The following is a 24,541-nucleotide window of genomic DNA, read 5'->3' on the forward strand; positions in this document are numbered from 1 at the left end:
AATAACGGATTCTGCCGTTCACTCATTCCACCTGCGCAATAACTCGCTGAAACACATTCTCTGGGTACAACTGTTTACCGCTGGCAATGATTCCGAAACAATCTGTCACCTTCATCACGGTAGGTAAGGCAAGCCTTCGTTAATTGAGGCTATTCTTTGGAGTCGATTTGTGTTTTCGCCATTGTTGACGCATTTTCCTCGCCATTCGCAGGCCCGCGGTCGACGGCCGCGAGGCTGCGCGCATAGTTGGCGCCCATTCCCAACAACACCAGGCCCACGACGATGAACGCCGCGACCCGGAACATCCCGTCGAGCGTCCCGAGATCGAACAGGAACAGCTTGGCGGTGGCCGCCGCGGTCAACCCCAGCCCGCCCGCCAGTGGCACCGTGCGCGCATCCCCGCCGGGCCGCCGGCGGGCCAGGACGAAGAGCGCCGCGGCGGCCGCGATCCAGCAGATGGTGGCAACCATGTGGCCGGCGAGGAACCCGCCGTCGCCGCCGAACAAGACGCCGGCGGTGACCGTGAACATCGTGACCGCGTACAGCGCCACCACGGCGGCGCCGGCCCAGACCAACCGGACGGTGTCGACGTCCAGGCGGGCGCCACGGGTCCACGTCCAGGCGATCACCAGCGCCGTGGCGACCAGCAGCACGCTGGAGACCAGCGTCGACACCGCGCCGGCGGCGCGGGGTTCGACGGCGGACAGCAACGTCTCGGGTGGGGCGAACGCGAGATACAGCATGGCGCCGATGGTCGCGAAACCCGCTGCGACCCAACGCGCTACGACGCTGCGCCGCCCGGCGACACCGACCACCAGCGAGAGCCCCAACAGCACCGGTCCCTCGACGTACCCCGCAAACGCCACCGTCACGGCGATCAGCGCGGCGACCGCCGACAGCGCCGAGAAGATTGCGGCCACGGCGCCGTCGACGCCCGGCAGCCTGCGCGGCCGCGCGACGATGGCCAGGAGGCCGGCCGCCAGCGCCGCGGCGATCACCGCGCCCAGCACGCGTGGCACCGCCGTGGCGGCCACCAGGGCGGGGAGCGTGCCGAACACGGTCAACAGCGCCATCGCGACCCGACGACTCGAGTGCGGCAGCAACAGCAGGGCGCCCACCACGGCCAGCAGCGCGGCGATCGCGCACGCGCCGCCCAACAGCCACGGGTCCTCGCCAAAGCGGAGCGCACCGGCGACCGCGGCGATGAACAGCGCGAACAGCAGAGGCAGCGTGACCGCGGCGGTGCGCGCGGCGTGCATCCAGACCCAGTCCTTACCGATCTGCACCGGCAGCGTCGCGGCCGACAGCGCGATCATGAATCCGAGCAGCAGCAACGAGATCCCGTCGGCGACGACGGGCGCCAGGATGGTCAGCGGCACCAGCACCAGCAACCCGAGTTGCTGCGAATCCCAACGCCGGGCCAGGGTCAGGCCGGCTCCGGCGATCAGGGCCGCGAGCAGCAGTCCGGCGACGCCGGGCAGCCACTCGTAGATGGCGGTGACGGCGACGATGTCCATGTAGGCCGCCGCGATGCCGGTGGCGGCCAGCGCGACCGCGCCGACCTGCCCGCCCGGGCGCCGGTTCATCCGCATGCCCACCGCGGTCAGGCCCCCGGCCAGCACGGCGCCGGCGGCGACCCGCAGTTCCGGCCGCAGGATCCCGGCTTGGGCCGCCAGCACCAGTAGCAGCACCACGCCGATCAACGTCACGGCGACCCCGGCGACGGCCAACAGCTTGCCTATCCAGCCCTGACCGTCGTCGGTGCCGAGTCGCGCGGACAACGTGGGCCGCGGCGCGACGGGCGGGAACGACGGTGGCGGTGGCGGCGGCAGCTGGACCGACGGCGGTGATGGCGGCGCCGGGACCGGGCGCGGCGGCGTGGCCACCGGGGCGGCCACCGGCCCCGGGTACGGGTAGGGGTGGGGCAACGGCGGTGGGGCCGGCGGGTTCATGGGGGCCGGCGGCGCGAGAGTTCGTTGCAGTTCGCTGAATTGCCCGGCCACCCGGGCCATCTGCTGCGACATCTGCTGGAATTCGTCGGACAACCGTTGCAGGGCAACCTGATGCGGTGCGGTCATGAAGTCATCGTCGCCGCGGCCGGGCCGCGGGGCATGAGTAGGACTACCCGACTTCAGGGATTCTCGTCCAGGCCGTGCTCGATGGCGTAGCGGGTCAACTCCACCCGGTTGGCCACCTGCAGCTTGCGGAAGGTCGCCTGCACATGGTTTTCCACGGTGCGGTGGCTCACCGAGAGCTTGGCGGCGATCTGCTTGGCGGTCAGACCCTTCGCGACGTAGCGCAGCACCTCGGTCTCCCGCTCGGTCAGCGTGGGCCCGCTCGGCGCGGATGCGGAGCCGCGGGCGATGCGCCGGTACTCCCCCAGCACCAGTCCCGCCAGGCCGGGGGTGAATACGGCTCGGCCCTGCGCGGTTTCGGCCACCGCGGCGCTCAGCTCGGCCTTGGAGGCGCTTTTCACCAGGTAGCCGGTGGCGCCCGCCTTCACCGCCTGCAGCACGTCGTCGCGCTCGCCGGAGGCCGACAGCACCAGCACCCGGCTCGCCGGTGACACCTCGAGCACCCCGACCGTGGCGGCGGCGCCGTCGCCGTCGCACAGCTGCATGTCCATCAGCACCACGTCCGGGCGCACCACGGCGGCCCGCCGACGCGCCGCGGCGACCCCGTCCGCGGTCGCCACCACGTCGAAACCCTCGTCGGCGAGATCGCGGGCCACCGCGTCGCGCCAGATCGGGTGGTCGTCGACCACCATCACGGTGATGGCGGCGGGGGTGTCGTCAGCCACGCTGCGGTCCAGTCTGCGGTCGATGGGCGGGCACGGTCAGCTCCCATTCGACACCCTCGCCCGGGGCCGTGGTCAACCGGGCGGACCCGGACAGGGACTCGAGCCGACCGACGATGGACTGCGAGATGCCCAGCCGACCCTCGGCGCGGGCCTGGGCCGGGCGTCCGGCGTCCATTCCGGCGCCGTCGTCGCGGATGCTGATGGTGACGGCCTCGCCGAGGTCCTCGAGCAGTACGTAGGCCCGCGCGGCCGGGCCGGCGTGCGCGCGGACGTTGTCCAGGACGTTGCCGACGGCGGCGTCGAGTTCGGTCACCACCTCTGACCGCAGCAGCACCGGGGTGCCCGGCACACTCACCACCACCCGGTCATCGGCGCGCCGGTTCAGCCAGGCCCGCAGATCCACCGACTGCGTATCGTGGCCGGCCCGCACCGACTCGTCGCTGACCAGCCGACGCAACGCGCGTTCCTGTTCGCCGGCCAGTTCGGCGAGTTCGGTGGTGGGACCGCCGATTTCGTGACCGCGCCTGGCCACCAGGGCGAGTACCTGGATCACCCCGTCGTGCACCTGGCGGGCCAGCCGCTCGCGTTCGGCGACGGCGGCCGACATCCGCAGGGCGCGCTCCAGTTCGGCGTGGGCGCGCCGGGCGGTCTGGGCGGCCATCCCGACCGCCAGCCCGACGGCGAGTTCGATGATGATGGTCGCGTTGCGGCTGAAGTCGAAGCTGACCGATCCCTTGAGCGCCGCGTAGACGGCCATCACCCCCACCCCGGCACCCATCCCGACGATCGGGCCGGCCAGGATCGCCGCGGAGATCGGTGCGTTGGTGGCCCACAACGTCGTCGGCCAGGATTGGTTGGCCTGGATCCAGGCGTCGGAGGCCACCAGGTGCGTCGACCAGATCAGCCCGATCACCACCAGGAACTCCGCACCCACCCAGGCCGGCCGCCGGCCGAAGCCCTGGAGGTAGGCCACGGCGCACGCCAGCGTCCAGGCCGACAGCACCGCGAACAGCACCCAGCCGATCGCGGGCCGCTCGAGTTCGTCGATGCCGGCGATCTGGAACCCCGCCGCGTACAGATAGCTCAGCAGGCGGAACACCTGGGCCGCGCGCCACAGCGGTGCGGTGGGGTCGTGGGTGGGCTCCGAGGTGCTCACCGGGTCGCGCCGTTGATCCGCGGCCGGTCGATCATGCCGAGTTCCACGCCCCACATGGTGGCAATGGTGCGGTACTCGCCGGTGCTCATGAGGTGTTCGAGCGCCAGGCGCAACGCCTCGGCCAGCCCGGAGCCCTTGGGGACGGGCCAGCCGTACAGGCCGGCATCGAACACCTCGCCCGCGGTCTCGAGGGCGCCGCCGCTGGTCTTGACGGCGAATCCGGTCACCGGTGAGTCCGCCGACATCGCGTCGACCTCACCGGCGATCAGCGCCGCGGTCAGGTCGTCCTGTCGGGTGTAGACGGCCTTCTCGATCGGGGGTCGGCCGGCCGCCACGCACGCCTGGCTCTTGGCCGGGATCTCCTCGGTCTCCTGGATCACCCCGTAGGCCACTCCGACCCGCAGGCCGCAGGCGGCGTCCGGATCGACGCCCGCACCGGGGCGTTGCGCCCACAGGGTGCCGGCCTTGAAGTAGTTCACGAAGTCCGCCAGTTCTTCGCGGGCCTTGGTGTCGGTGACCGAGGACATCCCGACGTCGAAGCTGCCGGACACCACCGAGGTGATGATGGCGTCGAACGCCGTCTCGCGGTAATCCGGTGTCAGGCCCAGGGTTCGGGCCACCGCATCCATCAGGTCGACGTCGAAACCGGTCAGTTGGCCGTAGGAATCCCGGAATTCGTTCGGCGCGTACGGGACGTTCACGCCGATCACCAGACGTCCGGTGGCCCGGATGTCGGCCGGCACCTGGGCGGCGATCGAGGCGACGGCGCCGTCGGCGGGGGCGGCCTGGGCCCCGGCGGTGCTTTCGGCCACGGTGGCGGCGCGGGTGCGCTCGTCGGACACTCCCCGCAGTTGCCACGCCCCGAACGTGCACACCGACACCACCAGCAGCCCGATTGCGGTGGCGCCCAACACCCTTCGGCGAGACACCGAGCGCGGGGCCCGGTGCGCGGAGCGCCGGGCGGCCCGGCGGGTGGGGCGGATCTTCGGCCGGTCGACCGCCGCGCGGGCCGCGGCCGCCAGCTCCGAGGCGCTGCCGAAGCGGCGGTCGGGATCCTTGGCCATCCCCTTGGCGATCACGGCGTCGAACGCCGCCAGCGTGGGATCGGCGTCCGAGGGACGCGGCGGGGGTGCCACCATGTGTCCGGCGATCTGCTGTTCCAGGCTGTCGCTGGGATAGGGGCGCTGCCCCGTCAGGCATTCGTAGAGCACACAGGTCAACGCGTAGACGTCGGACCGCGGATCGCTGGGCCCGCCGTGGAACCGTTCCGGGGCCATGTAGGCCAGTGTGCCCAGGGTGTTGCCGGCGGTGGTGACCCCGGGCTCGGTGGTGGTCCGCGCCAGGCCGAAGTCGATCAGGTAGACGAACTCCCGGTCGGAGATCAGGATGTTCGACGGTTTGACGTCGCGGTGGACCAGGCCGGCCCGGTGCGCGGCGTCCAGCGCCGACCCCACCTGTTCGACGACGACCGTCGCCAACTCCGGTCCCAACGGGGCGGACCGCTTGCTCAGGATCGCCGCCAGGGTGAGCCCCTCGATGAGCTGCATGTCCAGATACAGGCGGTCGTCGATCTCGCCGTAACCGTGGATGGGCACCACGTGCGGGTCGGTCACGCCGGCCGCGGCGTGCGCCTCCCGCCGGAACCGCTGCTGGAAGACGGTGTCCCGGGCCAGGTGCGGGGGCAGCAGCTTGAGGGCGACAATGCGATCGGTCTTGGTGTCCCGGGCCCGATACACCTCCCCCATGCCGCCGCGGCCGAGCAATGCCAGCAGCTCGTAGTGCCCGAACCGGTCAGCACGCTCAGAAGACGTTGTATCCACCGTTTACCCCTGGGCGCCAACGCCCCCCGACGAAGTTGTCTGAATTTACATCACCTTCGACAGAAATGCCCTGGTGCGGTCGTGCTGCGGATTGCTCAGCACCTCCCGCGGCGCCCCGCTCTCGACGACCACGCCGCCGTCCATGAACACCAGCTGGTCGGCCACCTCACGGGCAAATCCCATCTCGTGTGTGACCACCACCATCGTCATTCCCTCGGCCGCAAGCTTTTTCATCACCGCGAGTACCTCGCCCACCAGCTCCGGGTCCAGCGCGGACGTCGGCTCGTCGAAGAGCATCAGCTTGGGGTCCATGGCCAGGGCCCGGGCGATGGCCACCCGCTGCTGTTGTCCGCCGGACAACTGGGCGGGATACGCGCCCGCCTTCGCCGACAGCCCGACCTGGTCGAGCAGATCCTTGGCCCGGGCGGCGGCGACGTCCTTCTTGACCTTCTTGACGTGGATCGGCGCCTCCATGACGTTCTGCAGCGCGGTGCGATGCGGGAACAGGTTGAAGTGCTGGAACACCATTCCGACGTCGCGGCGCTGCTTGGCGGCTTCGCGCGGCGGCAACTCGTGCAGCTTGCCGCCGCGTTCCCGATAGCCCACGAGTTGGCCGTCGACGAACAGGCGTCCGGCGGTCACCTCCTCGAGGTGGTTGATGCAGCGCAGAAACGTCGACTTGCCCGAACCGGACGGGCCGACCAGGACCAGCACCTGCCCCTTCGGCACCTCCAGCGTCACGCCCTTGAGCACCTTGAGCGCACCGAAGTCCTTGCAGACGGCCTCGGCCCGGACCATCGGGGGTTCGGTCATGGGTGCGGCTCTCCGATCTGTTCCCGGGCCAGCGCCTCGAGCTGTTTGCTGGTCAGCTTGCGCGACGCTCCCCGGGAGAAGTAGCGCTCCAGGTAGAACTGGCCGACCATCAGCACGCTGGTGACGGCCAGATACCACGTCGCGGCCACCAGCAGCAGCGGGATGGGTTCGAAGATCCGCGCGGCGATCTCCCGGGAGGTGATGCCGTAGAGCTCCAACGTGTAGGGCACCGCCGTCACCAGCGAGGTGGTCTTCAGCATGCTGATGACCTCGTTGCCGGTGGGCGGGATGATCACGCGCATCGCCTGCGGTAACACCGTGCGGCGCATGGTCATCGTCCAGGACATGCCCAGCGCGACGGAGGCCTCGGTTTGGCCCTCGGGCACCGAACTGATGCCGGCCCGGATGATCTCGGCCATGTAGGCGGCCTCGTTCAGGGCCAGTCCGATGAGCGCCAGCAGGAACGGGAAGGACAGGTTCTGCAGATCCAGATGCAGCAGCGAGGGCCCGAACGGCACCCCCAGCTGGACGTTCTGGTAGATGGTCGGGAACAGGCCCCAGAACACCAACTGCACGTAGACCGGGGTGCCGCGGAAAATCCAGAGGTAGACCCAGGCCACCCAGCGGAACACGGGGTTCGGTGACAGCCGCATGACGGCCAGGACCACACCCAGGATGATCGCGATCACCATCGAATACACCGTCAGCTGCAGGGTGTTCCACACCCCTTGCAGCACCCGCTCGTTGAACAGGTACTCGCGATAGGTGCCCCAACCGTACGCCGGGTTGGTGGCGGCGCCCCACAGGAACAGCCCGACGATGACCAGGATCACCGCCGCGGTCACCCAGCGCCACGGGTGCCGCAGCGGGACAGCGTCTATGGGCGCCGGTGTCGCCGCGCGCTCATCACTCATCCGCCGAACCGACTAGTTGACCGCGCCGTTGATCACGGGCTTGTCGATCATTCCCTGTTCGACGCCCCAGTTGGTCGCGATGGTCTCGTAGTCACCGGTTTCGATGAGGTGCTCGAGGGCCTTCTGCAACGCCGCGGCCAGCGCGGACCCCTTGGCCACGGGCCACCCGTAGGGGGCCGAACTGAAGACCTCGCCGATCTGCTCGAGCTTGCCGTTGCTCTGCTTGATCGCGTACAGCACCACCGGTGAGTCCGCCGACACCGCGTCGGCCTGCCCGAGCACCACCGCGTTGGTGGCCGCGTCCTGACCGTCGAATGCCATGATCTCGATGGCGGGCTTGCCGGCGTCGAGGCAGGCCTGGTTCTTGGCCGGCAGTTCGGTGGTCTCCTGATGGGTGGTCGCCTGCACCGCGACCTTCTTGCCACAGGCGTCGTCGGGGTCGACGTTGCCGCCGGGGCGCTGCGCCCACAGCGTCCCCGCCGAGAAGTAGGTGACGAAGTCCACCGAGCGTTCGCGTTCCTTGGTGTCGGTGAACGACGACATGCCGACGTCGTAGGTGCCGCCCTGGATGGACGGGATGATCTTGCCGAAGTCGGATTCGCGGTATTCGGGTGTCAGGCCGAGGGTTTCGGCGATCGCATTCATCAGATCGACGTCAAAGCCGACGATCTTGCCGCTGGGATCCTTGAACTCGTTGGGCGGGTAGGGAATGTTGACGCCGATGATCAACTCGCCGGCGGCCTTGATGTCCTCGGGGACCATCGCGGCAATCTCATCGACCTTGCCGGCCGCCACGGGCGCGGACTCCGGCGACTCCGCGGTGGAGTCGGTGCTACTCGAGCAGCCGGACAGGGCGAGCGCACCCGAGGCGACGAGGACCGTGGTCCAACGCCACCATCGCGGGGTGCTGCGACGTCGGTCCCGATGTGCCGGTGGTGCTGCTTCCACGGTTCTCACCTTCTCCTACTCGTCCCATTCGGATCGACAAGCCGTCGCCGGCCAGCGGCGGACTCAACCGTAAGCCCTGACCCGCCTCTGCGGTAACCCGAAGAGTAATCACCCGGACGCCGAAACCGGCTCGCATTGCCCGTAGTCGATGGGTGCGGCGGAACCGACCCGCGGGCGGATTGGCAATTGGGACCGGCAAACCCGCCGATGTGCCACACTGCGCCCATGATGATGAGCAGAGATTCCACCGATACCGCGGCGCCGGCCTCGAGGACCGGATCCACCACCGTCCCAGCGTTGTTGCCGCACCTGTGGCGCAGCACGTTGTTCTCGGGGCTGGCCGCCGTCGTCCTCGGTGTGTTGGTGCTGGCCTGGCCGGGCGCCACCATCCTAGTGGCCGGGATCATCTTCGGCGCCTACCTGCTCGTCAGCGGCATCGCCCAGGTGGTCTTCGCCTTCACGTTGCACGTCTCGGCCGGGGGCCGGGTGTTGCTGTTCGTCAGCGGCGCCGCGGCGCTGGTGCTGGCGGTGCTGTGCTTCCGCAGTCTGGAGGACTCGATCCTGTTGCTGGCCATCTGGATCGGCATCGGCTTCATCTTCCGCGGTGTCGCCACCGCGGTCTCGGCGATCAGCGACCCCGCGCTGCCGGGGCGCGGTTGGGAGATCTTCTTCGGCGTGGTGAGCCTGCTGGCCGGTGTGGTGATGCTGGCCACGCCGTTCGACTCGTTGGCGGTGCTGACCATGGTGGTCGGGATCTGGTTGATCGTGCTCGGCGGCTTCGAGGTCATCGCGGCATTCGGGATCAGGAAGGCCGTCAAGACGTTGACGTCCTGATCACCGCGGGGTGCGGGCCGAATCACATGGCCCGCACCCGCGGCATCTACTACTCTCGGTAGTAGTTATTGGCTCGCAGCCCCGGAAGTGGTGCGTATGGACGCTCTGGACGTTTCGCGGTGGCAGTTCGGGATCACCACCGTCTACCACTTCATCTTCGTGCCGCTCACCATCGGGCTGGCCCCACTGATCGCCGTGATGCAAACGGTGTGGCACGTCACCGGGCGCCCCGAGTGGTACCGGCTGACGCGGTTCTTCGGCAAGCTGTTCCTGATCAACTTCGCGATCGGCGTGGCGACGGGGATCGTGCAGGAATTCCAGTTCGGGATGAACTGGAGCGAGTACTCCCGCTTCGTCGGTGACGTCTTCGGCGCTCCCCTGGCGATGGAGGGCCTGGCGGCCTTCTTCTTCGAGTCCACCTTCATCGGATTGTGGATCTTCGGCTGGACCCGGCTGCCCAAGCTCGTGCACCTGGCCTGCATCTGGATCGTCGCGATCGCGGTCAACATGTCCGCGTTCTTCATCATCAGCGCCAACTCGTTCATGCAGCATCCCGTGGGCGCCACGTACAACCCGGACACCGGCCGCGCCGAATTGCACAGCATCGTCGAGTTGTTCACCAACAACACGGCCATCTGGGCGTTCCTGCACGCGGTGGCGGGGTCGTTCCTGACCGCGGCCACCTTCGTCGCCGCGGTGTGCGCGTGGTGGATGGTGCGCAGCCGAAACTCGGTGTCGGACAACGACACCACCGCAAAGGGCGCCGCACCTGCGCCGGCGGGGCTGTACCGGCCCGCCGCGATCCTGGGTTGCTGGGTGGCGCTGATCTCGGCCGTCGCCCTGATCTTCACCGGCGACATCCAGGCCAAGCTGATGTTCCATCAACAACCCATGAAGATGGCCTCGGCGGAATCGCTGTGCCACACCGAAACCGACCCAATGTTCTCGGTGTTGACCGTCGGCACGCACAACAACTGCGACGGCATCACCCGCGTGATCGAGGTGCCGTGGGTGCTGCCCTTCCTGGCCGAGGGCAGGATTTCCGGGGTCACCCTCGAGGGCGTCGAGGACCTGCAGGTCCAGGCCGAAGAGAAGTTCGGCCCGGGCAACTACCGCCCGAACCTGTTCGTCACCTACTGGGCGTTCCGGGCGATGATCGGGCTGCTGCTGGTTCCGGTGCTGTTCGCGCTCACCGCGCTGTGGTTGACCCGCGGCGGGCGCATCCCGAACCAGCGATGGTTCTCCCGCTTCGCCCTGCTCACCATCCCGACGCCGTTCCTGGCCAACAGCGCCGGCTGGATATTCACCGAGATGGGACGCCAGCCCTGGGTGGTGGTGCCCAACCCGGACGGCGACCAGCTGATCCGACTGACCGTGCAGGACGGGGTGTCCAACCACTCAGTGGGCATGGTGTGGATCTCGGTGACCACCCTGACCCTGACCTACGCGGTGCTGGCCGTCATCTGGTTCTACCTGCTGCGTCGCTACGTGGCTGCGGGTCCACAGGAGCACGACTCGGAACCGGCGCCGCCTACGCCACCGGCCGACGACGACGTCGCTCCGCTGTCCTTCGCGTACTGAGGAGCTGATCGAAATGGGCCTACCGGAACTCTGGTTCATCCTCGTCGCGGTGCTCTTCCTGGGCTTCTTCATCCTGGAGGGCTTCGACTTCGGCGTCGGCATGCTGATGGCCCCACTGGGCCGCATCGCCGGCCGGTCCGCCGGCCCGCAGGCGGCCGACAACCATCGCCGCGCGGTGCTCAACACCATCGGACCGGTGTGGGACGGCAACGAGGTCTGGCTGATCACCGCCGGCGGCGCCATGTTCGCGGCGTTCCCGGGCTGGTACGCCACGGTGTTCTCCGGCTTGTTCCTCCCGCTGCTGGTCATCCTGTTGGCGATGATCCTGCGCGTCGTCGCCATCGAGTGGCGCGGCAAGATCGACGACCCGCACTGGCGGCACTGGGCCGACATCGGCATCGCGGTGGGCTCGTGGGTACCGGCGATCCTGTGGGGCGTGGCCTTCGCCATCCTCCTGCGCGGCCTGCCGGTGGGCGCCGATCAGCAGGTGCGCGGCCTGTCGTTCGGCGACGTCGTGAACGCGTACACCCTGTTGGGCGGCTTGGCCACGTGCGGGATCTTCCTGCTGCACGGGGTGGCCTTCCTGGCGCTGAAGACCCTCGGGGAGGTCCGCGACAACGCCCTGCGCATCGGGCGTCGGCTGGTGGTGCCGGTGCTGATCGTCGCCGGTGGGTTCGGTTGGTGGACCCAGGCGGCCTACGGCAGACCCGGATCCTGGGTGGCGTTCGGGGTCGCGGTGCTGGCCCTGCTCGGGACCGCGGTGTTGCTGCGGGCGGGCACCCGCGACGGCTGGGCCTTCACCCTGACCACCCTCGTGGTCGCGGGCGTGGTCGCCATGCTGTTCATCGACCTGTACCCGAACCTGCTGCCGTCCACCCTGAATCCGGACTGGAACCTCACCATCTACAACGCGTCGTCGAACCCGTACACGCTGAAGGTCATGACCTGGGCCGCGGCCATCTTCGCGCCCCTGGTGATCGGTTACCAGGCCTGGACGTACTGGGTGTTCCGGCAACGAATTTCGGCGGATCGCATTCCCGCCTCGATCGGTCTACCGAGGACACCGTCCTGAGTACCGACCGGACCGCCCGACGCGGCCGGGCCGAGCTGGCCCGGCTGGTGCGAGCCTCGGCGTCGGTGCGACGATTCCTGGCCGGCACCGTGGCCTGCGGTGTCGTGACCGCGGCCTGCGCCATCGCCGCGGCGATCGTGCTCGCCCACCTGGTGGCCGAGCTCATCACCGACCCCGACAGCCGCAGCCTGCAACGTCAGCTCCCGCCGCTGGCCCTGCTCGCACTGATCTGGACGGTTCGGACCGTGGCCCAGTTCATCCAGGCCCGGATCAGCCAGCGGGAGGCCAGCGCGGCGATCGCCGACCTGAGCGGGCAGGTGTTGGGCGCCGTCACCGCCGCCTCCCCGCGCGCGCTGGCCGCCCACCGCGACGACGCCGCCGCGGTGGTCCTGCGCGGTCTCGACGACCTGCGGGCCTATTTCACCGGCTACCTGCCCGCCCTGTTGCTGGCCGGGCTGTTGACGCCGGCGGCGCTGGCCGCGATGGCGGTCTACGACCTCCCGGCGGCCGCGATCGTGCTGATCGCCTTGCCGTTGATCCCGCTGTTCATGGTGCTCATCGGCCTGGTCACCGCGGATCGATCGGCCGCCGCGCTGGCGGCCATGACGACCCTGCAGTCCCGGCTGCTGGACCTGATCGCCGGCATCCCCACGCTGCGCGCCCTGGGCCGGGCCGAGGGCCCGGGCGCGCGCATCGGCGAACTCAACGCCGCGCACCGCCGTTCGGCGATGTCCACGCTGCGCATCGCGTTCATGTCCAGCCTGGTGCTGGAGCTGTTGGCGACCCTGGGCGTGGCCCTGGTGGCGGTGAGCGTCGGCCTCCGCCTGGTGTACGGGGACGTCGCCCTGGCCAACGCCTTGACGGTCCTGTTGCTGGCCCCGGACGTGTTCTGGCCGCTGCGCCGGGTCGGTGTGGCCTATCACGCGGCCGAGGATGGAAATGCCGCTGCCGGCAAGGCCTTCGAGCTGATGGACACGGTCGCCACGGACCCGTCGGGACACTCTGTGGTGGGCGCCGCGGGGGCAACGATCCGCATCGAGCACCTCACGGTCGCCGGCCGCGACGGACACCGCCCGGCGGACCTGTCCGGGGTCATCGAGCCCGGCCGGATCACGGTGTTGACCGGACCCAACGGGGCCGGGAAGTCGACGACGCTGGAGGTGCTCACCGGCCTGACCACGCCCGCTTCCGGCCGGATCACCGTCGACGGCACCGACGTCGCCGATCTCGATCGCGTCCGGTGGTGGCCGCAACTGGCGTGGCTGCCGCAGCGCCCGGTGCTGGTGCCCGGCACGGTCGCGACCAACCTGAGCTTGTTCGGTCCGCTCACCGACGCCGACGCCGCCTGTGCCGCAGCGGGTTTCGACGTGGTCCTCGGGGAGCTGCCCGACGGCGCGGCGACCGTCGTCGGACGCGACGGCCTGGGCCTGTCGCTGGGCCAACGGCAACGCCTCGGGCTGGCTCGGGCGCTGGGTTCGGGTGCCCCGGTGCTGCTGCTCGACGAGCCCACCGCCCACCTCGACCCCGCCACGGAGCGCCGCGTCCTCGACGCACTACGCGCGCGGGCCGACGACGGCGCCACGGTGCTGATCGTCGGACACCGGCCACCGGTGCTGGCCGTCGCCGACCACATCATCGAGGTGGGCAGCCATGTTCCGGCCTGACCCCCTGGTTCGCGCCCTGGTGCTGCTGCGGCCCCGACTGCCCCGACTCGGGCTCGCCGTCGCGTGCGGGGTCCTCTCGCTGGCCAGTGCGCTGGCGCTGGCGGGCGTCTCGGCGTGGCTGATCACCCGGGCCTGGCAGATGCCGCCCATCCTGGATCTGTCGGTGGCGGTGGTGGCGGTGCGCGCGTTCGGCATCTCGCGTGGCGTCCTGCAGTACTGCGAACGACTGGCCTCGCACGACACCGCGCTGCGGGCCGCCGGAGCCGCACGCGAGCAGATCTACCGTCGGCTGGCACGCGGGCGGCCGGAACTGACGGCCCGCCTGCACGAGGGCGAACTGGTCAGCCGGGTCGGTCACGACGTCGACGAACTCTCCGACGCGCTGGTGCGCGCGGTGCTCCCGATCGCCGTGGCGGCGGTCCTCTCGCTGGCCGCGGTCGGCACCATCGCCGTCATCTCCTGGCCGGCCGCCGCAATCCTGGCCGCCTGCCTGCTGGTGGCCGGGGTGCTCGCGCCGTGGTTGTCCGCCCGCGGCGCCGCGGCCCAAGAGCAGCTCGCCCGGGCGCACCACGCCGAGCGCGACGTGGCCTCGATGATCGCCCTGGACCACGCCCCGGAACTGCGCGTCAGCGGCCGACTTCCCGCCGTGATCGCCGATTCCGTTCGACACCAACGCAATTGGGGCGACGCGCTGGACCGCGCGGCGCGTCCGGCGGCGTTCGGCGCGGCCATGCCGACCGCGGCGATCGGGGCGAGCGTGCTGGGCGCCGTCGTCGTCGGGATCGGAATCGCCGCCTCAGTGGCCCCCACCACCCTGGCCATCCTGATGTTGCTGCCGCTGTCCTCGTTCGAGGCGACCACCGCGCTGCCGGCGGCGGCGGTACAGCTGACCCGTTCTCGCATCGCCGCACGCCGGCTGTTCGACCTGATCGGCGACCCGAACGTCGCGGAGGCGATCGCCGCGGAGCCGGTGCCGCCACGCGCACGATCGGGCGAGCTCGTGCTGCGGGCGCGGGCGGTCGCCGGGCACCCGCGCGCGGCGCGCAGCGTCGCGGTGGACATCGAGTTGCCACTGGGCGCGCGGCTTGCGGTCACCGGCCCCAGCGGCTGCGGAAAGAGCACCGTCTTGCTGACGTTGGCCGGGCTGATCCCCGCGCTGGACGGCGCCGTCACCCTCGACGGTCGCCGCCTGACACAGCTCGAGGAGTCCGAATTGCGCGGCACCATCACCTATTTCGCCGAGGATGCGCACATCTTCGCCACCACGGTCCGCGACAACCTGCTGGTGGTGCGCGGCGATTGCACCGACGTCGAACTGGAGTCCGCGTTGGCCCGGGTGGGTCTGCGGGGCTGGCGGGAGGGGCTGCCCGACGGACTGGACACCGTGCTGGTCGGCGGCGCGGCGGCGGTGTCGGCCGGGCAGCGACGCCGCCTGTTGTTGGCTCGGGTGCTGCTGTCACGCTCCCCCATCGTGTTGCTCGACGAGCCCACCGAGCACCTCGATGCCGCCACCTCCGATGCGCTGCTGCATGACCTGTTGGACCCCGGCGGGCTCTTCGGTCCGCACCGCACGGTGGTGGTGGCCACCCATCACCTGCCCGACGATCTCGCCGGCCACGTTCCCGGCCTGCGGCTGAGTAACGACATCGCGGGCGCGGTGGCAGGTACCCTGGCTGACGGCCGACCAATACCTCCTGATTGGGAGCGCGATACATGACCCTGCCTCCGCCCCCGGGGTCCCCCGGGAGCTCCGACGAGCCGGGCGATACCTCCGGTTCCGGCGCGACACCCCCGTCGTATCCCCCACCCCCGTCGTACCCGCCGCCCCCGGGCGGTCCCGGCGGATATCCGCCGCCCCCGCCGCAGCCCTACTCCGGTTACAGCCCGGCGCCGCAGCTGATGCGCAACGGCCTGGGGATCGCCGCGCTGGTGGTCGCTCTGCTGTCGCTGCCCGCCGCGATCACCATCATCGGCGGGTTGATCCTGGGCGTCACGGCCATCGTGCTGGGCTTCATGGGCCGCGGCCGGGTGTCCCGGGGCGAGGCCGACAACGGCGGCGTGGCCGTCGCCGGCATCGTGCTGGGTGCCCTGGGTGTGGTGTTGAGCCTGGTGCTGATCGTCGTGGCGGTGGTCGCGGGCCGCTGGTTCATGGACTGGGGCGGCCGAGACTACTTCGACTGCATGCAGGACGCCGGCGACAACCGGGCCGCGCAGGCGCAATGCGAGGACGAGTTCCGCGGCAAGCTCGAGGAGAAGTTCGGCATGACGGTCACCCCGTCGCCGGGGCGCTGACCGAGCTCACTTGCGGCTCGGGAAGTGCTTGACGATGCCTTCCTGCACCACGGTGGCCACCAGCAGGCCGTCCCGGTCGAAGAAGTGTCCGGTGCCCAGGCCGCGCGACTCCGCGGCCACCGGCGACGTCGTCGAATAGAGCACCCAGTCGTCGAACCGCACCGGCCGGTGGAACCACACCGAATGGTCGATGGTGACGGCGAAGATCCGGTCATGCCCCCACGACAGCCCGTGCGTGGTGATGATCGAATCCAGCACGGTGGTGTCCGAGGAGTAAACCATTGCCGCGTAGTGCAATACCGGATCGTCGGGCATGGGGCCCTCGGTGGTCATCCACACCCGGTTGTGGTCCAGACGGTCGCCCTTGTCGCGCATGATCCACGCCGGGTCGTTGGTGTAGCGCCACTCGATGGGCCGAGAAGCCTGCACGAACAGCGGCACGGTCTCTTCGTAACCCACCAGCAGTTCGTCGATCTTGGGCAGGTCCTCCGGATCGGGCACCGCGGGCGCGCTGATGTTGTGCTCCAGGCCGCGGCCGCCGGCCAGGTAGGAAATCAGGGCCGTGCCCAGCAGGACCCCGTTCTGACTGACGTCGACGCGGCGGTTGGCGAACCGACGCTCGTCGCGCAGTCGCACGACCGTGAACTCCAGGTCCTGGGTGGGATCCCCACCCGCGATGAAGTGCACGTTGAGGGCGCTGGGCGGCAGATTGGCTGGGACGGTGCGGCTTCCGGCGACGAACGCCTGGGCCATCAGCTGCCCACCGAAGGTGCGGATCGGGTTCTTGCTGGGATGGGCGCCGAAGAAGGTTTCCGGCCCGGCTTCGGCCTCGACCTTGCGCAGGTCGAGGATCGCCAGCAACTCCTCGAAATCAGTTTCGGCCGATGTCCTCATCTGAAGTCGAGCCTCCTGGTGCTGCCGGCGTTGACGCCTAGTGGTCGTCCTCCCCGATGCGGTGGACGTGGATCAGATTGGTCGAGCCTACTGTGCCCGGCGGAGCACCCGCGACGATGATCACCAGGTCGCCGCGCTTGTACCGGCCGAGCTCGAGCAGGGACCGGTCCACCTCGCGGATCATGTCGTCGGTGGCAACCATCTTGTCCACCAGGAAAGTCTCGGTGCCCCAGGTCAATGCGAGCTGGCTGCGCACCTCCGGCCACGCGGTGAAGGCCAGCAGCGGCAGCCGGGTGTGCAGGCGGGCCAACCGCTTGACGGTGTCGCCGGACTGCGTGAAGGCCACCAACGCCTTGGCGTCCAACCGCTCGCCGATGTCGCGGGCCGCATAGGAGATGACACCGCGCTTGGTGCGCGGCAGATGCGTCAACGGCGGCGCCTCGATGGAATTCTCCTCGACCGCCTTGATGATGCGGGCCATGGTCCGCACCGCCTCCAGCGGATACTTGCCCACCGACGTCTCACCCGAGAGCATCACCGCGTCGGCACCGTCGAGGACCGCGTTGGCGACGTCGGAGGCCTCCGCGCGCGTGGGGCGGGAGTTCTCGATCATCGACTCGAGCATCTGGGTGGCGACGATCACGGGCTTCGCGTTCTCCCGGGCCATCTGAATGGCGCGCTTCTGCACCAGCGGCACCTCTTCGAGCGGGAGCTCGACACCGAGGTCCCCGCGCGCCACCATGACCGCATCGAAGGCCAACACGATGGCCTCGAGATTGTCTATCGCCTCGGGCTTTTCGAGTTTCGCGATGACCGGGACGCGCCGCCCGACCCGGTCCATGACGCCGTGCACGATCTCGACGTCGGCCGGCGAGCGGACGAACGACAGCGCGACCAGGTCGACCCCGAGATTCAGGGCGAACTCGAGGTCCTCGATGTCCTTCTCGGTGAGCGCGGGAACCGAGACGTTCATCCCGGGCAGCGACAGCCCCTTGTTGTTGCTGACCGGGCCGCCCTCGGTGACGGTGCACACCACGTCGTTACCGTCGATGTGCTCGACCACCAGGCCCACCTTGCCGTCATCGACGAGCAGCCGGTCCCCGGGCTGCGCATCGGCGGCCAACTGCTTGTAGGTGGTGGAGACCCGCTCGTGGGTGCCGGGGCACTCCTCGGTGGTGATGCGTACGGTCTCGCCGGTGGCCCAGTAGGTCGGGCCCTCGGCGAACCGCCCCAACCGGATCTTCGGCCCCTGCAGGTCGGCGAGGATTCCGACGGCGCGTCCGGTGGCATCCGACGCCTGGCGCACGCGTTCGTAGTTTGCCTTGTGGTCGACGTAGTCCCCGTGGCTGAAGTTCAGCCGGGCCACGTCCATGCCCGCCTCGACAAGCGCCCGAGTCTTCTCGTCGGTAGCGGTGGCCGGACCCAAGGTACATACGATTTTGCCGCGTCTGCTGCTCACGTCAAACCAGCATAGTCGCAGTCAGACGGCATCTCGAACGATACAGATGAGGGGCCGCCGCAGGCTGGTTCCTGTTCATCGAGGGGACATCTCCGCGAGACCGGACCGCAACCCAACAGCGGGGCGTCAGCCGTCCAGAACGGTGGGCACCAACGGGAAACCCGGCAGGTTGCGCACCACCGTCCAGGCGGCCAACGCGACCAACACCGTCGCGCCGGTGAACCAGGTGAACAGCGGCTTGGCGCGTTTCCAACGCCACAGGCCCCACAGCACCAGCAGCGGCAGACCGACCAACACGAATACGTTGTCCGCGACCGCGCCGGCGAAGTCGCCGTGCAGCAGATCGTGGGTCATGCGCAGGCCGCCACAGGCCGGGCAGTCCCAGCCGGTGATCATCTTGAACGGGCATGGCGGGAACAGGGATCCGGGCCGATGCGGATCGACCAACCCCACGTAGACCAGGCCGCCGGCCACCGCCACACCGGTGCCCAGCGCCGCGTACCGGGCGGTGCGCTGTGTCTGCGTCCCGTCAGGTGCCATCGCGCAGCGGGCGGCCGTGCGTGTCGCGCACCCTGTCGGTGAGGATCAGGACCGCGTCGATGATGCCCCAGATCACGGCGCCGACACCACAGGTGACGAGGCCGACCAACAGCTGCGCGATGCCCAGCCCGGTCTGGCCGATATAGAACCGGCCGATCCCGCAGATGCCGACCAGGCCGACGAGTTGTAGCAGTCCCGCAACGACTTTCGACTTGTCCGAGAACGGTTCTCCGGTCATCGGATGCCGGCCCCACGGCGCCGACGGGTCGTAGTAGCCACCGGGCGGCGGGTACTGCGTCTGCGCGCCGTACTGCGGCGGCATCGGCGGCGGGTAGCTCGCCTGCTGTGACTGGGACGAGGCATCTTCGTACCCGTGCAGCGGCGGGTACTCGTAGGGCTGCTGCGGCGGCGTGCCGTCGCCTTCCGAAGGGCCGGACGTGGAAGTCATGCCTTCAGAATGCCAGAACCGGCCCGCTCGCGGTCAGCGGCGCCGCCACCAGCGACGCTTGGCTTTCGTCTCCGCCGGGGAATCTTCGGCCGCCGCCGCCTCTGCTGGGGACGGCTCGGGATCGGCAGGGGCTTGGCCGGGCTCGTCGGCTTCGTCGGTCTCGGCCTTGACGACGGCCTCGGCGTCGTCCAGCGAGTCCTGGGCGTCGTCGTCGAGCGGATCGTGCTCGTCGTCGATCGGCTGCGCGTCCTCGGCCTCGGTCGCGGTGCTGACGCCGGCCTCGGCGACCTCGGCCTCCAGGGTGTCCTCGTCTTCGTCGGGCTCGGCTTCCTCGGCCCCGTCAGCGTCTTCGGCTTCCTCGTCGCGCTTTTCGTCCGCGTCGAGTTCTTCGGCCGCGTCGGTGTTCAGTTCGGCCACGGCCGCCGGCTCGACTTCGTCGGCGTCCGCCGCGGATTCGGCCTCAGGTTCGCCCTCGGCGTCGGTTTCCGCGTCCTCGGCAGTGTCTTCGGGCTCCTCGGCCGGCTCGGCGGCTACGTCGGAATCCTCGCCCCGGTCCTCGGCCTCACCATCGGTGGCAACGGACTCGGTATCGAGTTCGCCGACGGATTCAGGCTCGACCTCGGCGTCCTCGTCCGTGCCCTCGTCGCCCGCGTCCGAGTCCTCGGAGTCCGCGCCGGCTTCCTCGGCGGCGTCTACGACCGCGTCTTCGGCCGCGTCGGTGTCCAGTTCGGCCACGGCCGCCGGCTCGACTTCGTCGGCGTCCGCGGCGGATTCGGCCTCAGGTTCGACCTCGGTGTCGGTTTCCGCGTCTTCGGCAGTGCCTTCGGTGTCCTCGGCTGATTCCTCTGGTTCCTCGGCCGGCTCGGCGGCTGCGTCGGAATCCTCGCCCTGGTCCTCGGCCTCACCATCGGTGGCAACGGACTCGGTATCGAGTTCGCCGACGGATTCAGGCTCGACCTCGGCGCCCTCGTCCCCCACGTCCGAGCCCTCGTCGCCTACGTCCGCGCCCTCGTCGCCCGCGTCCGAGTCCTCGGAGTCCGCGCCGGCTTCCTCGGCGGCGTCTACGACCGCGTCTTCGGCCGCGTCGGTGTCCAGTTCGCCCACGGCCGCCGGCTCGACTTCGTCGGCGTCCGCAGCGGATTCGGCCTCAGGTTCGCCCTCGGCAGTGCCTTCGGTGTCCTCGGTCGATTCCTCTGGCTCCTCGGCCGGCTCGGCGGCTACGTCGGAATCCTCGCCCCGGTCCTCGGCCTCACCATCGCCTGCAACGGACTCGGTATCGAGTTCTCCAACGGCGTCCACCGCGATGGCGGGTTCGGGTGTCTCGGTTTCAGCGGCGGCGGGCACCTCGGCATCCTCGGCCGCCTCACGCTCCGCGCCGACGTCCTCGTCGGCCTCCTCACGGTTGGCGACGGTGGCCGCGGCCACCACCCCCGTCGTCGCCGCCACGGCGGACAGATCCTCGGCGATCTCCTCGATGAGCGGTTGCTCCGCCTTACCGCGCAGCGTCGCGGGATCCTCGCGGCCCTTGGTGGCCAGGATGAAGTAGACGATGGCGCCGATGAACACGAAGGTTGCGGTGAACGAGTTGATTCGGATGCCGGCGATCTCGGTGGCGTAGTCGTCGCGAAGCAGTTCCACGCCGAACCGGCCGACGCAGTAGCCCGCAACATAGAGCGCGAACAGCCGGCCGTGGCCGATCTTGTACCGGCGGTCGATGTAGATCAGCGCCGCGAAAACCAGCAGGTTCCACAGCAGTTCGTAGAGGAACGTCGGATGCACCACCGCGGCGACCTGGCCGGTGGACACGCCGTTGAGCGAGTGCACGTCGATGATGCCCGAGGGGTCGCGGCGGTAGAACACCTCCATGCCCCAGGGCACCGTGGTCTCGCGGCCGTAGAGTTCCTGGTTGAAATAATTCCCCAGCCGGCCGATCGCCTGCGCCAACACGATCCCCGGCGCAATCGCATCGCCAAAGGCAGGCAACGGGATTCCGCGCCGACGGCACGCGATCCACGCGCCCAGCCCGCCGAACGCCACCGCGCCCCAGATGCCCAATCCGCCGTCCCAGATGCGCAGGGCGGCCATCGCACCCGCGCCACCACTGCCGAAATAGGTCTGCCAGTCGGTCAACACGTGGTAGATCCGGCCACCGATGAGACCGAACGGCACCGCCCACAAGGCGATGTCGTAGATGACGCCCTGCTCGCCGCCACGCGCCGTCCAGCGCCGGTCCCCGATCACCAACGCGGCGATGATCCCGATGATGATGCACACCGCGTAGGCCCGGATCGGGAACGGGCCTAAGAACCACACCCCCTGTGAGGGACTCGGAAAATAGGCCAGCGTTGTGGTGATCACCCAGTAACCCCAGTCACCTTCTGTCGTACACCTGCCACCAATTCCTCGGTGAGCGTTCGCATGGCACTCAAGTCCTCACCCAACGCCGACACCAAGGCCGAACCGACGATGACGCCGTCGGCATACGCGCCGATCTCGGCCGCCTGCTCGCGCGAGCGCACGCCCAGTCCGACGCCGGTCGGGATGTCGGAGACCGCTTTGACCCGTGACACCAACTCCGGGGCGGCGTTGGACACCGCGTCGCGGGCGCCGGTCACCCCCATCGTCGAGGCCACATAGACGAAACCGCGGCAGGCTTCGACGGTGGTCGCCAACCGCTCCGGTGTCGAGGACGGCGCCACCAGGAAGATGCGGTCCAGGTCGTGGGCCTCCGAGGCGGCGAACCAGTCGTCAGCCTCGTCCGGAATCAGGTCCGGGGTGACGAGCCCGAGCCCGCCCGCGGCGGCGAGATCGCGGGCAAACGCGTCGACTCCGTAGCGCAACACCAGGTTCCAGTACACCATCACCACGGCGTGGCCGCCGGCGTTGCTGATCGCCTCGACTGCGCGCAGGCTGTCCCGCACGCGCACGCCCTTGCGCAGCGCGATCTCGGTGGCCGCCGCGATGGTCGGTCCGTCCATTCCGGGATCCGAGTAGGGAATGCCGACCTCGACGACGTCGCAGCCCGCGTCGATCAGGGTGGTCATCGCGTCGATGGAGGTGGGCACGTCCGGGTAGCCGACGGGCAGATAGCCGATCAGCGCCGCGCGCTGCTCAGCCCGTGCGGCCTCGAACACCGGGCCCAGCCGGCCGGCCGCACTCACGACTGCACCGCCGATTCGTCCAGCAAACCGAACCACTTCGCTGCGGTGGCCACGTCCTTGTCGCCGCGGCCGGACAGGTTCACCACCACGACCGACCCGGGGCCCAGCTCGGCGCCCAGCTTGAGCGCACCCGCGACGGCGTGCGCGGACTCGATCGCGGGGATGATGCCCTCGGTGCGGCACAGCAGCTTGAACGCGTCCATGGCCTCCGAATCGGTGATCGGCCGGTACTCGGCGCGCCCGATCTCGCGCAGGTGCGCATGTTCGGGGCCGACGCCCGGGTAGTCCAGACCCGCTGAGATGGAATGGGATTCGATGGTCTGGCCGTCTTCGTCCTGCAAGAGATAGGAATACGACCCCTGGAACGCGCCCGGCGATCCGCCGGTGAACGTCGCGGCGTGGCGACCGGTCTCCACCCCGTCCCCGGCGGCCTCGTAACCGACCAGCCGCACGCCCGGGTCGTCGATGAACGCATGGAACAGCCCGATCGCGTTCGAACCGCCGCCCACGCAGGCCACGGCCGCGTCCGGGAGCCGGCCGGCCTGGGCCTGGATCTGCTGGCGGGCCTCCAGGCCGATGATGCGCTGGAAGTCGCGCACCATCGCCGGGAACGGATGCGGTCCCGCGGCGGTGCCGAAGCAGTAGTAGGTGGTATCGGCGTTGGTCACCCAGTCCCGGAACGCATCGTTGATCGCGTCCTTGAGGGTCTTCGACCCCGATTCGACGGACACGACCTCGGCGCCCAGCAGCCGCATCCGGGCGACGTTGAGGGCCTGGCGGGCGGTGTCGACGGCACCCATGTAGATGACGCACTCGAGATCGAGCAGCGCACAGGCGGTGGCGGTGGCGACGCCGTGCTGGCCGGCACCGGTCTCGGCGATCACCCGCTTCTTGCCCATGTGCCGGGCCAGCAGGGCCTGGCCGAGCACATTGTTGATCTTGTGCGAGCCGGTGTGATTGAGGTCCTCACGCTTGAGGAACAGCCGCGCGCCGCCGGCGTGCTCGGACAACCGACTGGCCTCGTAGAGCGGCGACGGGCGTCCGGTGTAGTGGGTCTGCAGCCGGTCGAGTTCGTCGAGGAACTCCCTGTCGATGCGCACCTTCTCGTAGGCGGCGGTGACCTCCTCGATCACCGCCATCAGCGCCTCGGCGACGTAGCGGCCGCCGTAGACCCCGAAGTGGCCGCGCTCGTCGGGACCGTGCGCGGTGTGCTCGGAGACCGCGGCGCTCATGCGCGGAAGGTCGGGAAGCGTGAAATCGGCCATGACTCAAGACCCTTCGCGTGCGGGGTACATCGCGAGCTAGCGGGCCGGTTTGGGGCAGGACGGATGCGCGCCGGCGGTGACCAGGTCGGCCACCGCGGTGCGCGGGTCACCGCTGACGACCAGGCCCTCGCCCACCAACACGGCGTCGGCGCCGGCACCGGCGTACGCCAGCAGGTCCGCGGTGTCGCGGACTCCGGACTCGGCCACCCGGATGACGTTGCTGGGCAGGCCGGGGGCGATCCGGGCGAAGCAGTCGCGGTCGACCTGCAGGGTCTTCAGGTCGCGGGCATTGACGCCGATGACGGTGGCGCCGGCCTGCAGCGCGCGGTCGGCCTCCTCCTCGGTGTGCACCTCCACCAGGGCCGTCATCCCCAAGGACTCGGTGCGCTCGAGCAGCGATTCCAGGGCGGGCTGTTCCAGGGCGGCGACGATGAGCAGCAGCATGTCCGCGCCGTGCGCGCGCGCCTCATGAATCTGGTACGGCCGCACGATGAAGTCCTTGCGCAGGACCGGGATGGACACCGCCGCGCGCACCGCGTCGAGATCGGCCAGTGACCCGTTGAACCGACGCTCCTCGGTGAGCACGCTGACGATCCGCGCCCCGCCACTCTGATAGGCGCGGGCCAGGTCGGCCGGGTCGGGAATGTGCGCCAACTCGCCGCGCGACGGACTGGCCCGCTTCACCTCGGCGATCACGCCGATACCGGGCGCACGCAGTGCGGCCAGCACATCCAGCGGCGGCGGAGCCGCGTTGGCCGCGGCCTTGATCTGCTCCAAGCTGACGACGGCCTCCCGAGCGGCAACATCTGCCCGGACCCCTTCGATGATGGAGTCGAGGACGGTCGGCCCACCCATGCCAGTCGTTCCTTCCTGCCTTGCC

General features: G+C 69.7%; 21 protein-coding genes. 6 read left to right on the plus strand and 15 right to left on the minus strand.

The genetic code is table 11. From position 1 onward, the window contains the following. Positions 1-149: 149 nt before the first annotated feature. The 7 genes from R2K23_RS12105 to R2K23_RS12135 are packed head-to-tail and all read right to left on the minus strand — an operon-like array spanning position 150 to position 8,451. Entirely contained in the window at positions 150-2,078 is a 1,929-nt protein-coding gene (locus R2K23_RS12105; RefSeq protein WP_316516948.1) for a DUF2339 domain-containing protein, read from the minus strand. 53 nt (positions 2,079-2,131) lie between these two features. Further along, positions 2,132-2,767 (minus strand): LuxR C-terminal-related transcriptional regulator, encoded by a 636-nt coding sequence (locus R2K23_RS12110; RefSeq protein ID WP_396893580.1) that lies wholly within the window; start codon positions 2,765-2,767, stop codon positions 2,132-2,134. Between the two features lie 25 nt (positions 2,768-2,792). Beyond that, complete coding sequence (gene macS / locus R2K23_RS12115) at positions 2,793-3,956, minus strand: MacS family sensor histidine kinase (protein ID WP_316516952.1); 1,164 nt, start codon at positions 3,954-3,956, stop codon at positions 2,793-2,795. Next, entirely contained in the window at positions 3,953-5,776 is a 1,824-nt protein-coding gene (gene stpK7, locus R2K23_RS12120; RefSeq protein WP_316516954.1) for a serine/threonine protein kinase StpK7, read from the minus strand. Before stpK7 ends, macS begins: the two co-directional genes overlap by 4 nt. Positions 5,777-5,821: 45 nt before the next feature. After that, on the minus strand, positions 5,822-6,574 hold the full coding sequence (locus R2K23_RS12125; protein WP_396893582.1) for an amino acid ABC transporter ATP-binding protein: 753 nt from the start codon (positions 6,572-6,574) through the stop codon (positions 5,822-5,824). An 11-nt stretch (positions 6,575-6,585) separates the two neighbouring features. After that, entirely contained in the window at positions 6,586-7,503 is a 918-nt protein-coding gene (locus R2K23_RS12130) for an amino acid ABC transporter permease (RefSeq protein ID WP_316516958.1), read from the minus strand. Positions 7,504-7,515: 12 nt separating this feature from the next. Beyond that, positions 7,516-8,451, minus strand: coding sequence for an ABC transporter substrate-binding protein (locus tag R2K23_RS12135; protein ID WP_396893492.1), 936 nt, complete (start codon positions 8,449-8,451; stop codon positions 7,516-7,518). A gap of 207 nt (positions 8,452-8,658) precedes the next feature. On the opposite strand from R2K23_RS12135, the gene R2K23_RS12140 reads away from it, so the two are divergent. The 6 genes from R2K23_RS12140 (at position 8,659) to R2K23_RS12165 (ending at position 15,894) form a co-directional block, all read left to right on the plus strand. Further along, on the plus strand, positions 8,659-9,285 hold the full coding sequence (locus R2K23_RS12140) for an HdeD family acid-resistance protein (protein ID WP_396893494.1): 627 nt from the start codon (positions 8,659-8,661) through the stop codon (positions 9,283-9,285). 96 nt (positions 9,286-9,381) lie between these two features. Continuing rightward, entirely contained in the window at positions 9,382-10,866 is a 1,485-nt protein-coding gene (locus tag R2K23_RS12145; protein WP_316516959.1) for a cytochrome ubiquinol oxidase subunit I, read from the plus strand. Between the two features lie 13 nt (positions 10,867-10,879). Further along, positions 10,880-11,938, plus strand: coding sequence for a cytochrome d ubiquinol oxidase subunit II (gene cydB, locus R2K23_RS12150; RefSeq protein WP_316516960.1), 1,059 nt, complete (start codon positions 10,880-10,882; stop codon positions 11,936-11,938). Positions 11,939-12,027: 89 nt separating this feature from the next. Beyond that, positions 12,028-13,602 carry a thiol reductant ABC exporter subunit CydD gene (gene cydD / locus R2K23_RS12155; RefSeq protein WP_396893584.1) on the plus strand — a complete coding sequence of 525 codons (1,575 nt, stop codon included), beginning with the start codon at positions 12,028-12,030 and terminating at the stop codon, positions 13,600-13,602. Further along, entirely contained in the window at positions 13,589-15,319 is a 1,731-nt protein-coding gene (gene cydC / locus R2K23_RS12160; protein WP_316516962.1) for a thiol reductant ABC exporter subunit CydC, read from the plus strand. Before cydD ends, cydC begins: the two co-directional genes overlap by 14 nt. After that, the gene (locus R2K23_RS12165; protein ID WP_316516964.1) at positions 15,316-15,894 is read left to right on the plus strand and encodes a DUF4190 domain-containing protein; all 579 of its coding nucleotides are present in this window, start codon (positions 15,316-15,318) and stop codon (positions 15,892-15,894) included. The genes cydC and R2K23_RS12165 overlap by 4 nt, the downstream gene beginning before the upstream one ends. Positions 15,895-15,900: 6 nt before the next feature. Here R2K23_RS12165 and R2K23_RS12170 read toward each other — a convergent pair whose 3' ends face one another. The 8 genes from R2K23_RS12170 to trpC all read right to left on the minus strand — a co-directional run bounded on the left by R2K23_RS12170 (position 15,901) and on the right by trpC (position 24,516). Then, positions 15,901-16,788, minus strand: a complete 888-nt coding sequence (locus R2K23_RS12170) for an acyl-CoA thioesterase II (RefSeq protein ID WP_316516966.1) — start codon at positions 16,786-16,788, stop codon at positions 15,901-15,903. A gap of 37 nt (positions 16,789-16,825) precedes the next feature. Continuing rightward, the gene (gene pyk, locus R2K23_RS12175) at positions 16,826-18,247 is read right to left on the minus strand and encodes a pyruvate kinase (protein WP_316516967.1); all 1,422 of its coding nucleotides are present in this window, start codon (positions 18,245-18,247) and stop codon (positions 16,826-16,828) included. A 126-nt stretch (positions 18,248-18,373) separates the two neighbouring features. Next, a complete protein-coding gene (locus R2K23_RS12180) occupies positions 18,374-18,787 on the minus strand; it encodes a DUF2752 domain-containing protein (protein ID WP_316516969.1) in 414 nt (137 codons plus the stop codon). Continuing rightward, positions 18,777-19,109 carry a TM2 domain-containing protein gene (locus R2K23_RS12185; protein ID WP_316517234.1) on the minus strand — a complete coding sequence of 111 codons (333 nt, stop codon included), beginning with the start codon at positions 19,107-19,109 and terminating at the stop codon, positions 18,777-18,779. Before R2K23_RS12185 ends, R2K23_RS12180 begins: the two co-directional genes overlap by 11 nt. 159 nt (positions 19,110-19,268) lie before the next feature. After that, a complete protein-coding gene (lgt, locus tag R2K23_RS12190) occupies positions 19,269-21,593 on the minus strand; it encodes a prolipoprotein diacylglyceryl transferase (protein WP_316516971.1) in 2,325 nt (774 codons plus the stop codon). After that, on the minus strand, positions 21,590-22,396 hold the full coding sequence (gene trpA, locus R2K23_RS12195; RefSeq protein WP_396893498.1) for a tryptophan synthase subunit alpha: 807 nt from the start codon (positions 22,394-22,396) through the stop codon (positions 21,590-21,592). The genes lgt and trpA overlap by 4 nt, the downstream gene beginning before the upstream one ends. Then, positions 22,393-23,661 carry a tryptophan synthase subunit beta gene (gene trpB, locus R2K23_RS12200; RefSeq protein WP_316516973.1) on the minus strand — a complete coding sequence of 423 codons (1,269 nt, stop codon included), beginning with the start codon at positions 23,659-23,661 and terminating at the stop codon, positions 22,393-22,395. Before trpB ends, trpA begins: the two co-directional genes overlap by 4 nt. A 36-nt stretch (positions 23,662-23,697) precedes the next feature. Continuing rightward, positions 23,698-24,516 carry an indole-3-glycerol phosphate synthase TrpC gene (gene trpC, locus R2K23_RS12205; RefSeq protein WP_316516975.1) on the minus strand — a complete coding sequence of 273 codons (819 nt, stop codon included), beginning with the start codon at positions 24,514-24,516 and terminating at the stop codon, positions 23,698-23,700. Between the last annotated feature and the right edge of the window lie 25 nt (positions 24,517-24,541).

It is taken from the genome of Mycolicibacterium sp. MU0050 (genome assembly GCF_963378085.1).
Classification (GTDB): Bacteria; Actinomycetota; Actinomycetes; order Mycobacteriales; family Mycobacteriaceae; genus Mycobacterium; species Mycobacterium wendilense.